15 protein-coding genes and 1 pseudogene are annotated in these 14,784 nt (G+C 60.6%); 9 read left to right on the top strand and 7 right to left on the bottom strand.

Annotation, left to right across the window (positions count from 1 at the left end; translation table 11 throughout):
• Positions 1–7 precede the first annotated feature (7 nt).
• The 8 genes from L4923_RS13375 to L4923_RS13340 all read left to right on the top strand — a co-directional run bounded on the left by L4923_RS13375 (position 8) and on the right by L4923_RS13340 (position 7,564).
• Entirely contained in the window at positions 8–655 is a 648-nt protein-coding gene (locus L4923_RS13375; protein ID WP_239365776.1) for an amino acid ABC transporter permease, read from the top strand.
• 3 nt (positions 656–658) lie between these two features.
• A complete protein-coding gene (locus tag L4923_RS13370; protein WP_239365773.1) occupies positions 659–1,315 on the top strand; it encodes an amino acid ABC transporter permease in 657 nt (218 codons plus the stop codon).
• Between the two features lie 14 nt (positions 1,316–1,329).
• Positions 1,330–2,076, top strand: a complete 747-nt coding sequence (locus L4923_RS13365) for an amino acid ABC transporter ATP-binding protein (protein WP_239366005.1) — start codon at positions 1,330–1,332, stop codon at positions 2,074–2,076.
• Between the two features lie 4 nt (positions 2,077–2,080).
• The gene (locus L4923_RS13360) at positions 2,081–3,721 is read left to right on the top strand and encodes a N,N-dimethylformamidase beta subunit family domain-containing protein (protein WP_239365771.1); all 1,641 of its coding nucleotides are present in this window, start codon (positions 2,081–2,083) and stop codon (positions 3,719–3,721) included.
• Positions 3,718–5,076 (top strand): aminotransferase family protein, encoded by a 1,359-nt coding sequence (locus L4923_RS13355; RefSeq protein ID WP_239365768.1) that lies wholly within the window; start codon positions 3,718–3,720, stop codon positions 5,074–5,076. Before L4923_RS13360 ends, L4923_RS13355 begins: the two co-directional genes overlap by 4 nt.
• A gap of 4 nt (positions 5,077–5,080) precedes the next feature.
• A complete protein-coding gene (gene kce, locus L4923_RS13350) occupies positions 5,081–6,007 on the top strand; it encodes a 3,5-dioxohexanoate:acetyl-CoA acetone transferase (RefSeq protein WP_239365765.1) in 927 nt (308 codons plus the stop codon).
• A 121-nt stretch (positions 6,008–6,128) separates the two neighbouring features.
• Entirely contained in the window at positions 6,129–7,145 is a 1,017-nt protein-coding gene (locus L4923_RS13345) for a histone deacetylase family protein (protein WP_239365762.1), read from the top strand.
• An 8-nt stretch (positions 7,146–7,153) separates the two neighbouring features.
• A complete protein-coding gene (locus L4923_RS13340) occupies positions 7,154–7,564 on the top strand; it encodes an acyl-CoA thioesterase (protein WP_239365759.1) in 411 nt (136 codons plus the stop codon).
• Between the two features lie 230 nt (positions 7,565–7,794).
• Here the strand turns inward: L4923_RS13340 and L4923_RS13335 are convergent, their stop codons facing one another.
• From L4923_RS13335 to L4923_RS13305, 7 genes are all read right to left on the bottom strand, one after another.
• Positions 7,795–8,229, bottom strand: coding sequence for an OsmC family protein (locus tag L4923_RS13335; protein WP_239365757.1), 435 nt, complete (start codon positions 8,227–8,229; stop codon positions 7,795–7,797).
• Positions 8,226–9,599 carry an LLM class flavin-dependent oxidoreductase gene (locus L4923_RS13330; protein ID WP_239365755.1) on the bottom strand — a complete coding sequence of 458 codons (1,374 nt, stop codon included), beginning with the start codon at positions 9,597–9,599 and terminating at the stop codon, positions 8,226–8,228. Before L4923_RS13330 ends, L4923_RS13335 begins: the two co-directional genes overlap by 4 nt.
• Before the next feature lie 2 nt (positions 9,600–9,601).
• Entirely contained in the window at positions 9,602–10,642 is a 1,041-nt protein-coding gene (locus L4923_RS13325) for an ABC transporter substrate-binding protein (protein WP_239365753.1), read from the bottom strand.
• Between the two features lie 9 nt (positions 10,643–10,651).
• Entirely contained in the window at positions 10,652–11,416 is a 765-nt protein-coding gene (locus tag L4923_RS13320; protein WP_239365751.1) for an ABC transporter ATP-binding protein, read from the bottom strand.
• Positions 11,413–12,063 (bottom strand): ABC transporter permease subunit, encoded by a 651-nt coding sequence (locus L4923_RS13315; RefSeq protein WP_239365749.1) that lies wholly within the window; start codon positions 12,061–12,063, stop codon positions 11,413–11,415. Before L4923_RS13315 ends, L4923_RS13320 begins: the two co-directional genes overlap by 4 nt.
• Before the next feature lie 448 nt (positions 12,064–12,511).
• Positions 12,512–13,105: a helix-turn-helix domain-containing protein gene (locus L4923_RS13310; RefSeq protein WP_239365747.1), complete on the bottom strand. Its 594-nt coding sequence runs from the start codon at positions 13,103–13,105 to the stop codon at positions 12,512–12,514.
• Between the two features lie 170 nt (positions 13,106–13,275).
• On the bottom strand, positions 13,276–14,067 hold the full coding sequence (locus L4923_RS13305) for a hypothetical protein (protein ID WP_239365744.1): 792 nt from the start codon (positions 14,065–14,067) through the stop codon (positions 13,276–13,278).
• A 491-nt stretch (positions 14,068–14,558) separates the two neighbouring features.
• Between L4923_RS13305 and L4923_RS13300 the strand changes: the two are divergent.
• Positions 14,559–14,784, top strand: a pseudogene (locus L4923_RS13300) (hypothetical protein); the annotation flags it as partial.

The raw sequence follows: 14,784 nt of genomic DNA, 5'->3' as shown, positions 1-14,784 counted from the left end.
GTGTTTTATGGATATCGAGCTGATGCAGCGGGTGCTTCCATTCTTCATGGAGGCGGCTGTAGTGACCATCGAGGTGTCGGCGCTTTCGCTTGTTCTCGGGCTGGCGATGGCAGCGCTCGCGGCTTCCGCGAAACTTTCCGGATTCGTGCCGATCCGTTGGCTTGGAAACGCCTATGTCAGTCTGTTTCGCGGTACCCCATGCCTGATCCAGCTCTTCCTGCTCTACTTCGGTGGCCCGCAGGTGGGCGTCAATCTCGAACCTTTCGCAGCCGGTGTCATCGGTCTCGGTCTCAACATCGGAGCCTACATGGCCGAGTCGGTTCGAGGTGCGGTCCTTGCCGTTGATCGAGGCCAAGCCGAGGCCGCGCGTACCATCGGTTTCAGCCGTTCTCAGACGATGCGCTACGTGCTCTTGCCTCAGGCCGCTCGGCTCATGATCCGACCGCTTGGCGTCAATACCATCGCACTGATCAAAGGGTCGGCGCTTATCTCAGCCATCTCGGTAATCGAAATAACCTACACGGCGCAGCGCTTCATCAGCTCGACCTACAAGCCTTTCGAGATCTTCGCGATTGCTGCAGTGCTTTACATGGTCATCATCTATGTCGTTGCCCGCGCCGTGGATTTCCTCGACCGCCGTTTTGCGATTGCGTGATCCATGGGCCTCGATTTCAGCGTTCTTCCCCCTTACGCAGAGTTGCTCGGTGTCGGTCTTTGGTGGACCATCGTGCTGACGGTCTCGGCCGGGATTGTCAGTTTCGTGATGGGGATCCTGTTTGCGGTCACCGTGCTCTACGCGCCTGCGGTGATCGCTTATCCTGTCCGCTTTTTCATATGGCTGTTCATGGGTACGCCGCTGCTTCTGCAGCTTTTCTTGATCTATTACGGCCTCGTCCAGATCGGTATCGATCTGCCGGCGCTGGTGGCGGGCATTGTTGGGCTCGGACTGCATTTCGCGGTCTATAATGGCGACATCATCCGCGCCGGGATCGCTGCCGTCGACCCCGGTCAGACAGAAGGTGCGCGCAGCATCGGTTTTGGCCGCTGGCAGGCGCTGCGCTACGTCGTGATCCCGCAGGCGGTGCGCAACACGACGCCTGCGGTCGGCAACATGATGATTGCGCTCCTGAAGGAGTCGTCGCTCGTGTCGGTGATCGGCATTGCCGAACTCGTCCATGCCTCGCAACTGGCGATCAGCGAGACCTATCGGCCGTTCGAGTTCTACATCGCAGCAGCCGCGCTTTATTATCTTGCCAACCTCATCCTGGAGGCCGGATTGAACATGATCGAGAAGCGCGTGGAGGCATCGCGATGAGGCCTTCGGGTTCTATGGTCGAAGTGCGGGGTGCCCGCAAGTCCTACGGCAATTTCGAAGTGCTGAAGGGAATAGACCTGTCGGTCGAACGCGGTCAGATCGTTGCCATCATCGGCCCGAGCGGCTCGGGCAAAAGCACGTTGTTGCGCTCTATCAATCACCTGGAGACGCTCAATGCCGGCGAAATCTGGCTGGACGGCGTGCAGGTGAATCAGCCGCTGAAAGGCCGTGCCTTTGAACGCCACATCAACGGCGTGCGCCAGCAGATGGGCATGGTGTTCCAGCACTTCAATCTGTTTCCGCACATGACGGTCCGCGACAACATCACCAAGGGACCGATCGTGCTGAAGGGGATGGGCCGCGATGAGGCCGACGCGCTTGCTGCGCAATTGCTCGCGAAGGTCGGACTTGCCGACAAGATCGATTCCTATCCCTCGCGGCTGTCGGGAGGGCAGAAGCAGCGGGTCGCGATTGCACGCGCGCTCGCCATGAAGCCGAAAGTCATGCTGTTCGACGAAGCTACGTCGGCACTCGACCCCGAACTGGTCGACGAGGTGAACGCCGTCATGAAACAACTCGCAGCCGAACACATGACGATGATCATCGTCACGCATGAAATGCGCTTCGCCAGCGAAGTCGCCGACCGCGTTCTGTTCATGGACGGTGGCGCGGTTGTGGAAGAGGGACAGCCTTCGACACTCTTCACGGCCCCGACGCATGAGCGCACGCGAGCTTTCCTCAAGAAATATCTGAACGCGTGACGCGATGACACTTGGAACGACTTTCCCGGATTTCGGCCTGACGCCCGAGCAGCGCAGGGAGGCCGTTCTCGGCCACTATTATGAATATCCCGGCATGGACGGCGATCGCGGCGAGATCTGGTGTTACACCGACGCAATGTCCTACCGCGCCGGCACGACGGTACGGCTTCAGGTCAGTTCGACCGCGCCTGTATTTGATCTGCGCATCATCCGCGATGGTGCAATCGAGACGCAGGTTTTTGAAAAGTGCGGGCTTGCGGCGCGGTGGCAGGACACGCCCGACCAATGCTCGGTAGAGGGATGTGGATGGGAAACGTCTTTTGAGTTCGTGATCGGTTCCGACTGGCCATCGGGTGCATACCGGCTGACGCTGGAAGCCGACGGACGAAACGGCCAACGCATTGCCTGCCATCATGTCCTGATCGTCCAGCCCACCGCCGGTCGGAAATCCGGCCGGATCCTGCAAGTGGCTGCTACCGGTACCTGGACCTCCTACAACACCTGGGGCGGGTCTAATCATTATCAGGGCATCACCGGGCCGGGCCGGAACCAGTACGCTACGTCGGTCTCGACACAGCGCCCGTGGTGCCGGGGATTCGTACTTTTGCCGTCGGATGCGCCGCGCGTGCCGTTGGAGATGCACACGGCGCCCGCAGCGCCGCCGCGCTACCCGCACATGGAATGGGCCTTCGCCAACGGCTATTCGAAGAAGTACGCATCGTCGGGTTGGGCGAGCTACGATAGTCTGTTCTTCCGCTGGGCGGAGCGTGCCGGCTATCAAATCGACCTCGCAAGCCAACACGAGTTGCATTTCGCGCCGGAGATCCTCGACGGCTATGATTGCGTGGCCTTCGTGGGCCACGATGAATACTGGACCTGGGAAATGCGGGACGCCGTCGACAACTGGGTCGAACGCGGCGGCCGGGCTGCCCGCTTCGCCGGCAACTTCATGTGGCAGACGCGGCTCGAGGACGAAGGTCGTCGACAGGTTTGCTACAAATATCGTGCCCGAGCGGAAGATCCCGTTTATCGATCTGCAGACAAGACGCGCACCAGCGGTTGCTGGGAAGCGGTCGAGACGGGTCGGCCTGCGGCACAAACCTTCGGCCTCAATGCGCTGCGCGGGCTCTATGTCGGTTGGGGTGGCTGCGCCCCGCGCGGTGCGCGAGGGTTCCCGGTCTATCGGCCGGAGCATTGGGCCTTCGCTGGTACCGGGATCTATTACGGCGATATTCTCGGCAGCGAGGGGCATGCCTTCGGCTACGAAGTCGATGGGCTCGACTATGTCATCCGCAACGGCCTGCCTGAACCCGACGTCGACAGTGGCGCACCTGACGGATTGCAGATCCTGGCATTGGGCATGTCGTCGCTGAAAGAAGAAAGCGCCGATATTCCGGTCGAAGACCAGTTCCTTACTGACGAAGACGCCAAATTCGTCGCCGAGATCCTCAGGGGCGACCGGAGCGAGGCGTCGGTCGAGAAGATCAAGCGCGGTTGCGGCATGATCGTGAATTTCCCGAGGGGCGATGGGGAAGTGTTCCACGCCGGCAGCTGCGAATGGGTTGCGGCATTGAAGAGAGGCGACGCGATGGTCGAGCGCGTTACCGCAAATGTGCTCGACCGCTATCTTGGAAGACAGGCATGACCGATTTGCAGACACCCGCGCCTTCCCACCTTTTCTACGTCACGCGGTTGCGCCGTCCCGTCGTGGAGCGGGCCAAGGGTATCCACCTCTGGACGAAGGACGGCCGGCGTTTCATCGACGGATCGAGTGGCCCTGTCGCAGTCAACATAGGTTACGGCAACGATGTTGTCCTTGATGCGATGCGGCGCCAAATGGAAAAGACCACCTTTGCCTATCGCCTGCATTTCGAGAACCAGCCCGCCGAGGACCTGGCGCGCGACCTTGCCGGTCGCATGCCGGGCGATCTCGATCGGATCTTCTTCGTGTCCGGTGGCTCTGAAGCCGTCGAGACCTGCATCAAGCTGGCGCGGCAATGGGCCGTCGCGACAGGTCAGCCGAAGCGCTGGAAAGTGATCGCGCGTATGCCGTCCTACCACGGCGGTACGCTTGGTGCGCTTTCAGTCACCGGCGACGCAGCGTTGACGGGCCATTTCGCCGAACAGATGAGGCCGATGCCTACCGTGCCCGCGCCAACGGCCTATCGCGACCGCGATAACCTCTCGATGGAGGAGCGCGGCACCAAATATGCCGATATGCTTGAGGAAAAGATCCTCGCCGAAGGTCCGGAGACTGTCGTCGCCTTCATCATGGAGCCGATCGGCGGCGCAGCGACCAATGCGCTGGTTGCGCCCGACAGCTACTACGCGCGCATCCGCCAGATCTGCGATCGCTATGGCATCCTGCTCATCCATGACGAGGTGATGAGTGGGGTCGCCCGCACCGGACGCTTCCTCGGCGGCGATCACTGGAACTGCCGCCCGGACATCGTCTCGCTGTCGAAAGGCATCGGCTCGGGCTATGTGCCGCTCGGGGCGATGGCGGCGCCGATGCGTATCGTGAAGCCAGTCCTCGACATGGGCGGCTTCGCACATGGGCACACTTATGCGGGCAATCCGCTCGCCTGTGCGGCCGGCCTTGCCGTTATGGGTGAGATCGACAGGCTGGGCCTCACCCACAACGCAGCCGCACGGGGCGATGATCTGCTTGAGGAGCTTCGCAATCTCCAGAAACGCTTTCCCTTCATCGGTGACGTTCGCGGTAAGGGGCTTTTGACGGCGATCGAATTCGTCGCCGATCCGGTGACGATGGAGCTTCTGCCGCCGGAGGTGAACATAGGCCAACGCGTCCTCGATCTTGCATATGAGCGCGGACTGATCGTCTATTTCCGCCGCGTGAAGGGGGGAGTGCAGGGGGACTGCGTCATGATCGCGCCACCACTCATAGCCACCCGTCAGGACATAGCCGAGATCGCCTCCATCCTCGGCGAAGCCATCACGATCGCCGCGGGCGAATTCAATCTTCCGGTGAATGGATAATACCATGGCCGGCAAAGTCATCATCACCTGCGCAGTCACCGGCTCGGTCCACACGCCGACGATGAGCCCCTATTTGCCGGTCACCCCGGATCAGATCGCTGCCGATGCGATCGCGGCGGCCGAGGCCGGCGCGTCGATCCTGCATCTGCATGCACGCAATCCGGAAAATGGTCGCCCGACAGCAGATCCTGGCGTGTTCATGCAGTTCCTGCCGCGGATCAAACAGGCGAGTGACGCCGTCGTCAACATCACCACAGGCGGCTCGTCGCTGATGTCGATCGACGAGCGGCTGGCCGCGCCATTGCTGGCCGAGCCGGAAATGTGCTCGCTCAATATGGGCTCGATGAACTTCGGCCTGTATCCGATGCTCGACAAGCCGCGAGCCTGGAAGCACGCCTGGGAGCCGGAACTTCTGGAAGCAACGCGTTCGACGATTTTCAAAAACACGTTCTCAGACATGGAGACGATTCTGGACCGGCTCGGCAGCGGCTGCGGGACCCGTTTCGAATTCGAATGCTACGATGTCGGCCACCTCTATACCCTTGCGCATCTGCGCGACCGAGGCTTCGTCGAAGGACCTATCTTCCTGCAGTTCGTGCTTGGCATTCTTGGCGGTATCGGAGCCGATCCAGAAAATCTGATGCACATGAAGCGCATCGCCGACAAGCTGTTCGGAGACACTTACCGCTTCTCAGTACTCGCCGCCGGTCGGCAGCAAATTCCACTGATAACCATGGCAGCGGCAATGGGAGGCAATGTCCGTGTCGGGCTTGAAGACAGCCTTTATGACGGGGCTCAACTTGCGCGCTCGAACGCAGATCAGGTCAGGCGCATCCGCGGAATCCTCGAGGGACTTTCGCTCGAGGTGGCAACACCTGCTGAAGCGCGCCAGATGTTGGGCCTGAAGGGCGGCGACCGGGTAGCGTTCTGATTGTGTTGCGCAAGTTTTATCAAGCTTGTGGGTTGGTGTTCGCAAACCTCTCGACCCTGAGTTTTGATGCCGTTCGACCAAACCATTCCGTCGGCGACCGATCCAACAAACTGGAGCAGCCATGAAAGCCTTCTACGCCGAAGAGCAGAAGCGCCATGATCCAAAGGCATTTCTTTCATCCGGTGCACCGCAACCCAACCCTGAACAACCCGAACGTGTCGAGCGTCTTCTTGCAGGCGCGGAGGCCGCCGGCTGCGAGATCATACGGCCAATAGCCCACGGCCTGGGTCCGATCTCAGCCGTGCACAAGCCAGAATATCTGGAGTTCCTCGAAAACATCTATCCTCGCTGGCAGCGCATCGAAGGTGCGTCGCAGGAAGTCATACCAAACATCCATCCGATTGCTCGCGATGGTACCTATCCGGCCTCAGCTGTCGGTCAGGCCGGATACCATATGGCCGATACGTCGTGCCCGATTTCTGCCGAGACCTGGGAGAGCGCGTGCTGGAGTGCCTGGAGTGCAGTTGACGCAGCAGACGCGGTACTGGCCGGCGAACAATCCGCCTACGCGCTATGCCGCCCGCCGGGCCATCACGCATTCGCCGACGTTGCCGGCGGCTTCTGCTTCATCAACAACTCGGCAGTCGCTGCACAGCGGCTTCTCTCGCAGTCGCACCGTGTTGCAATTCTCGATGTCGACCTTCATCACGGAAACGGCACGCAAGGCATTTTCTACGGCCGCAGCGACGTGCTGACCGTGTCAATCCATGCAGACCCCGTGCGTTTCTATCCTTTCTTCTGGGGGCATGCCGATGAGCGCGGGGAGGGGCCGGGTCTCGGCTACAACCTCAACCTCCCGCTTCCGCGCAAGACCGGCGACGAGGGCTTCCTCAAGGCACTCGACGCGGGGCTGAAGCGCATTCGCTCGTTTGCGCCTGAGGCGCTGGTGATAGCGCTTGGCCTGGATGCATTCGAAGGAGATCCGTTCGGAGGCTTGAGCGTCAGCACGCCGGGTTTCTCGCGTATGGCCGAGGCGATCCGGATGCTGGGATTGCCGACGGTCGTCGTTCAGGAAGGCGGCTATCTCTGCGACGACCTCGGCCAGAACCTCACCGCTTTTCTGGGCGCATACGGGTAACTCGAGGCATGACAAAACCTTCGACACGCATCGTCACCTATGCGGGGCTCGTTCACCCATGGATGTGCGATGCCATGCGCCATCTTAACGTCCGGCATTACGTGGCGATGTTCGATGATGCCAGTTTTCAGCTGTTGGGACGGGTGGCGGGAAAGGATCCCGATCCGGACGGCTGGGCCGATGTCAGAATGGAGGTCGATTACCTGCAAGAGCTTCCGGCCGGCAAGTTGATCACCGTTCGCAGTCACGTCGAAGAGCTTGGAACGTCGTCTCTTCGCTACAAACACTGGATGCACGGGTCGATCGACGATCAACTGCACGCAACCATGTCGGTGGTCAGTGTCCGGTTCGATCTCTCCGAGCGCAGGAAGCGCCCATTGACTGCTGACGAGCGCGCCAACGCGCTCTCACTCGTCTAAGCACGGTGGTTCGGCAGCTTGCGATCGTCGCGCTCGGAAACGGACCCCATCATTCCCTTGTCAGGGAATTAAATCGGACACAATTCGACACTTGGCCTAACTGAACTGCCAGCAGACGATGATTCCGGAGCGTTAAGGGAGCGCCTAATTTTGGTCGTTGCCGCGACTGGAATTTCGAGCTCAAGACTGGTGCTCAGCCTCGGTCGTTCCGTTAGAGACCTAGTTTCGATTCAGCCGGTCTGCACGATGACTTCAATGGGGCCGCCGCGCTTAAGCGTATTGTAGATCGGGCATTTCGATGTGAAATGATTGACATAGATGTCAGCCAGTTCACGTGCTACGGCGTTGAATTTGTAAGTCAACGTCAGAGAGGCGAAGCGTGTCGGATCGTCGGTGTCGCGCAGAAATTGCGCCGTCAGCTTGACTTCCGGCTTCGGTTCGCCCCGTTCTCGCGCGCTTGCATGGACCAGGCCCAAGCCGCATGAGACGAGTGAGGCCAGTAGCAGTTCCCCAGCGAAGATCGCTTCGCCCGGTGCGCCTTGTGATGCCCGGCCGTCCGATACGAAATGATTGTGCCGAGATGACAAGATGAAGCGCCCATAGGTCTCCCCGGCCTGGCCGCTTACTCTTGAACCGACGTCCGGATCGAGAACTTCCTGGGTCATTTTTGATCCTTTCGCTGGTCGTTGAAGCGTCGCCAACCGCCGACGGCGGGACGGGTCAGCCCAAGGTGATCGCGCAGAGTGGTGCCGGAATATTCGGTGCGAAAGAGCTTTCGGCGCTGGAGCTCGGGAACGACCAGTCGGACAAACTCGTCGAAGGCTCCAGGTTGCCAATGCGCGGCTACCATGAAGCCGTCGCACGCACCTGCTTCGAACCATTCCTGCATCTTGTCGGCGATTTGCCCTGCCGTACCCAGGAAATCGCCTTCGTAGCGGTTGGCATACATGCGTCCAACCTCGGCAAGTGGAAGTCCACCTTTGTCGGAGGCTTCGCGCATTTCGTCGTAGTGTCCGGTCACGCCCGGGACTTTCAGATGTGGAAGCGGTTCATCGAGCGGATAGACCGAGAGATCGACATCGAGATGGTAAGACAACGTGGTCAGACCGGAGACAGGCTCGATCAGGTCTCCGAGAACCTGTCGTTTCTCGGCGACGATGGTCTCCGTCTCGCCGACCAAGGGGGTTATGCCGGGAAGGATTTTCAAGTCCTTCGGATTTCGCCCATGACGAGCCGCACGTTCCTTCATCTCCTTCGAGAAGGCGATGGCGCTCTCCATTGAATAGTGCGTGACGAAGATCAGGTCCGACCAGCGAGCGGCAAAATCGCGACCCCGATCTGATGCTCCAGCCTGAATGAGGACTGGGTACCCCTGGGGAGGGCGCGGGACGTTCAGGGGGCCGTCGACATTGAACCACTCGCCCTTGTGAAGTATAGGCGTCACCTTGTCCGGATCCGCAAAGAGCGGTGCTGAGCGATCAGCGACGAGCGCATCGTCGGCCCAACTGTCCCAGAGTCTGTGTGTCACCTCCAGAAATTCATCGGCGCGATCATAACGCTTGTCGCGCGGGATGTGCTCCTCGCGCGAGAAGTTGCGCGCCTCGGCGTCCTGGAACGATGTCACGATGTTCCAAGCCGCCCGACCGCCGCTCAGGTGATCCAGCGTGGCGATCCCGCGCGCGATATCGAACGGCTCGTAGTAGGAGGTCGATTTGGTCGCTGCCAGGCCGAGGTGCTTCGTCGCCCCTGCCATGGCCGCGAGAACCTGCAAGGGTTCGAGCCGAAGGGACCCCAGCGCACCGTAGCGCAACTGGCTGTCGTGTGAGCTCCCATAGCGGTTCGGAACCGCAAGGATATCCGCAAAGAAGGCCAGGTCGAACCGTCCACGTTCAAGTACCTCGGCAATTCGGCGGTAATAATCGATGTCCAGCCAGCCGTCTTCGGATTGGGGATACCGCCAGCCGCCCGGCCGTCCCGGTCCTGCAATGACGAAAGCGCCCAAGTGGAGTTGCTCGTTGCGATCTGATGCAGTCATGGTCAGGCCGCCAGAGCACTCGCCACCGCGTCGCGCACGGCGTCGAACTTTGGATTGAGGACAAATGCCGATAGATCGACTTCGCGCGGCAGCACGCCGTGTTTATAAAAGCTCGTCGCAAGTATCTGTGTGGCATCCGCAGCGCGCCTGTCGGCAGGATGCAGATCGACGGCCGTCGATTCCGAGACACGCTTCTCCCTCAACAATTGCTCGAACGCTTTCGCCTCAACGCTGCCCGCCTCGAAGCCGCCGTTGGCAGCCCAGAGCGCGACCGTGCCTGCCGGATCGTCATTGATGCGCTTCTGGACCTCGCGCACCGCGACTGCGAGTTTCACGGCGATCTCCGGTTGCTCTTCGTAGAACCCTTCCCGTGCGACGTAGAACGCGTAGTCGTAGGTTGGCACATTCTCGAGCCTGACGACCTGATCTGTCAGCCTTGACAGTCCTATCGTCGCTGCGGGTTGCCAGTGAAACCATGCGTCCACCTCACCTTGGGAGAGTGCCGTGAATCCGTCCGCACCTGAAAGGCTCACACCCTGAACCTCGCCAAAGTCCACCTTGGCCGCTTCCAGATATTTGAGCAGGCTGAAGTGCCCGGTAGTGCCTCGCTGGTAAGCGACCTTCTTGCCGCGGAGGCTGGCGGCATCGGTGATACCACTTTCCTTGCGCGCGACGCCGTCGACAGTGTTCACCGGGAGCGGGAACGCTGCGATGGGGACAATCGGGATGCCGACGTCCACAGCGTTCACAACGGCTGTTGACGTCGCGAAGGTAAAGTCCACGTCGCCTGATCGGATTGCCTCCATGACAGGCAAGGAAGCGGTGAACCCAGGTTGCCATTTCGGGGCCGCGCCGATCGCCTTTTCGAAGTCATATCCTGTGATATTGGCCCGGGCGGCCGCCCAGGGACCTGTGCGGCCGTCACCGATGATAGCAATCGTCACCTCGGGCGCGGCCTGCGCGATCGCGGGAAGCCCGAGAGTGGAAGCGACGATGGAGGTTGCTCCGGCGGCGATGAAGCTGCGGCGGTTGAGGGTAATCATAGCTCGTTCCTAGTCGTGAGGTTGCAGAGCGCGCTCAAGGCGCGCCGCGTTCGATGGTGCGGGCGCCCCCTCGTCATGGAGGAGGCTGCTGATGAGTTCTTCCTTGAGCCGCGCGAGTTCAGCGTCTCCTCGCGCCCGGGGTCTGGGACCGGGCAGGGAGAGGCTTCGCGCGATCTTTCCGGATCGCATGACGATAACGCGATCCGAGAGAAGCAACGCTTCTTCGACATCATGCGTCACGAGAAGCACGGTGCGTGGTGACTCCCGCAAAAGCGACGACAGCAATTCTTGCATGGCGGCGCGCGTGAGAGCGTCCAAAGCTCCGAAGGGCTCATCGAGGAGCAGGAGGTCAGGTTGATGAAGGAGGGCTCGGGCCAGGGCGGTACGCTGCCGCTGGCCTCCGGAAAGGACCGAGGGATATTCGTTCTCACGTCCGCCGAGACCGATGGCACACAGGATGTCAACGCCGTCGGCTTCGTGGCCTTTGGTTCCTAAAATGACATTTCCGAGGACGGTGCGCCATGGGAGCAGGCGATCTTCCTGGAACATCATTCGGACTTCGGCAGGCTTGCCGGGTTTATGGATGCGTAGGGTGCCGGAGGTGGGTTGATCCAGCCCCGCAACGATCTTAAGCAATGTGGACTTGCCCACGCCACTCGCGCCGATCAGAGACACGAACTCTCCCGCGCCGACGTCCAGATCGATGCCGTCAAGCACCCTCTTGCCACCGAAGCTCCGAGCGAGATGGCGGACATTGACGATCGCCCCGCTCACGTTCGCGACCCTTGCTGGCTGTAGGAGGGATGCCAGGACAGCAATCTGGCTTCGACAAGCCGCGTCAGGAAATCTGCGAGCCAACCAGCCACGGCATAAATCAGGATGACAAGGACGATCACGTCAAGACGAAGCAACTCGCGCGCATCCTGGGCCAGGAAACCAAGACCTTCACGCGACGCGATGGTCTCGGCCACGACCAGCGTCAGCCAAGCCACGCCCAGCGCGTATCGGATTCCTGTTAAGATCTGTTGCAGAGCGCCCGGAAGGATGATGGACCAGATCAGCTCAGCCTTCGACAACCCGTAGCTCCGACCCATCTCGACGAGCTTCGGGTCGACACTGCGGATGCCGGATACGGTATTGATATAGACCGAGAACACGACGCCAAGGGCAACCAGCAGAATGCGCGGCTCTTCCCCGATGCCAAACCAGAAGATCATCAGGGGAACCAGCGCCAGATGCGGTACTGTCCGGACCATCTGCACCGTAAGGTCCGCTATTTGGCGAGCCGCGATCGACAAGCCGACGATGATGCCGAGAGCCAATCCCGTCACAGCTCCCAGTGCGAAGCCCAAAGCCACCCGTTGCAGGCTCACCAGTATGTGGTGCTGAAGCTGGCCGCGGTTGACGAGCGAAATCGTCACGTCGACCACGTCCAACGGCCCCGGCAGAACACTTCGGTTCAGGTGGCCGCTGATGGCCGCCCCATGCCAAAGCAGGATGAGTAAGACTGGGAGGACCCACGGCAGCAGTTGCCACGCAACTCGGCCTGACAGGCGCCACAGCCCTGAAGGCGGAAGGTCACCGGACGCCGAAAGGTTGCCGCTGGTTGCATCAACCATGGCGCAACTGCTGGATTTCAGTAGTGGATGCCCACCACAGATATGAAGGGGCCTGGTGCCCTGTCAAACTCATCCCGCCCGTTCGATCCGTGTTACTCTACTAATTCGATAGAGTAAGGAGCGAGCGGTCATTTGATAGAAAACACGTTCCATATTTAGAAAGTATTTTGGAAAATCTCGTTGGAATCGACTTCCCGGCTGACAACTCACGCAGCCTCGCAGATGATCCGGCGATCCGTGCCCGACAAACTCACCGTGCCCTCGCGGCCACCTCCAGCCACCATCGGTTCACCACTTCCGGGCTGGTCAATTGAGTCCGCGCCGAGGCCTCCAATTGCTCTCGGCGGTATTCGCTCGCGGTCCCGGCGAACCGTTGGCGGAAGGCGCGGCTGAAATGGGCCTCGCTGTTGAAACCGAGATCCAATGCAATTTGGGACAATTTGCGCGTTTCGAGAGGGTCGCTCAAGGCTGCCTGCACAGCGATGAGCCGGCGCTCTTGTACGTAACGCATGATGCCGCCGTGCGGGGCGAAGACGCGATAGAGCGTCGCCCGCGAGATGCCGAGCTTCTCCGCCAGGAAATCCGGAGAGAGTTTGCCAACGGAGAGATTGTCACGAATTGCTGCCTCGGCCAGCGACAGGAGGTCATCATCGGCTTGTAGCGAACTTCTGCAGGTGAAGTCCGGCTGCAGCAACAACCGTCTCAGGAAATCCGCTGTGTCGGAAACGATGCGAGGAACCTCGTGTTCCCAGATCTGGGAGCTGCGTTCGTGCAGCGAACGCATGTAGGCGCTGAGGAGTTCGTTGCGAGGCGCGTCAAGGCGCGGCTTCAGCGTGCCCCGCATTATTCCGCCCAGCACCCTTCTTGGAACAATGAGCGATCGGCAGGGAGGTTGTTGGGTGGCCGCCATGCGCGGTCCCCGCAAACCAGGCTTGGCCCGACAGTAGATATCGTGGAGGCCATCGAACCTCCACGCTGCGCGGTGGCTTCCGGCGTAGGGCGATCATGGCACCTTTATGTTTTTTGCAAAACCGAACCCACCAGATCGGCGTAGTGGCTCATCTCGGAGATGCCCCATTGCTCGAACTCATCGACAAGAGCGCTGCTCGCCATGCGATCACGATCGATCGCCCCGTTCTGATAAAGCCAAGTGAGGACATTTCCGATATGTGACCGCGAAACCTGAAATCTCTCGGCCAGCGCGGCGTAGCCGAGCGCTATCCTGCCTCGCCCTGTCATGCGCCGATAGTGATCGGCCATGATGGCCGTCAACACGGGATAGCCGCCGTCGTAGCCTGCCATTGCAAGTACGGTCGGAAACGGGGCGATGATGGTTCCGGAGGACAGGACAAGCCTGGCCGACCCCCAGATCATCCGGCCAAGCCTGTCTGGGGAGGCTGCGGCGAGGCGCGCCAGCTTTCCGCCATGAATATGGTCGTGCGCTGCCAGGAAAGCGACGCAGGATCGGCTGATCTCCTGGATGAGAAGCGGTTGTGGCCTCAGCAACATGCGGCGACGATTTCCTGTGTCCGCTTCGCCCGACACGAGTTCCGCCCGCTTGAGGACGTTCACCAAACTCGTCAACTGGCGAGGACTGAGCCCGGAGACGGTTTTCAAGCGCGCCAAGGTGGGCGAGGGCGTGCCTTCCTCCACCCAACCGTAGTAGTTCCAGATGAGCATATAGGCGGCGTAGTATCGATCGAACTGATTGAGCAGTTTCCGCAACGGCCAGGCCGATGGCGGAGGCTCGATCATCGTTTCGCAATATTGCGCGACCGCCTCTTTGAACTTGGGGTGGTTCCTCATCCTCCGCTCCGCTGCCAGCGATGCCCTTCCTAAGCAACCCGAAAATTGGGAATGGTGCAAAGTTTGGATTGGTGAACACCCTCTTCGATGCGCAATAAGCCTTACCCATCGAAGCATTATGGGTGAATTCGGCGTGGCAGCTCCGGCAGGCTCGGTTTTTCGGTTCAGCGCGCGACATGGCGAGCAAGTGGCGGCGGCACACGGGGCGAGCGATCGGGAAGAGATTGCCGCCGGGCAACGGGACTTGGGGTGGCTTATCGCAGTTCTTTGCGCGTCGTACACCTCGTCATGGAGGTGTGTTGCTTCGGCAATAAGGCAATCTCCAAGTATTGCGACAAACAAAAACAACCCGACGTTGGTTGTCGATCGGGTAAATGTGGTGCAATCGATTGCATCTAGAGCGCGGCGAGCGGGCCAGAGCCGGACTGATTGCAGTCCTACCCCAACTCACGGGGCCTTCCTGTCCTGCGCGCCGCGGCGGGGAGGCTGACATGAACGCACCGGGAAAGATCTCGAATTACGCGGTTGCCCTGAGGGCGGCAACCGCCATGGCGCTGCTTGCGGCTGCCGTGGGACCTGCGTTGGCAGGCGGCGGTAATGGCGGCACCGGGTTTGGCTACTGGTACGGCACGGGCGGGCAAGGCTACACAGGTGAAGCTGGCAATCCCCCGCTCGACATCACCAGGCCGGCCGGCGCCGGCGGCGGCGGTGCCGGGG

The organism is Terribium retamae, from assembly GCF_022347545.1.
Taxonomy (GTDB): domain Bacteria; phylum Pseudomonadota; class Alphaproteobacteria; order Rhizobiales; family Rhizobiaceae; genus Mesorhizobium; species Mesorhizobium retamae.
The sequence above is the reverse complement of the archived record's forward strand: the minus strand, read 5'-3'. Positions and strand labels throughout refer to the sequence as shown.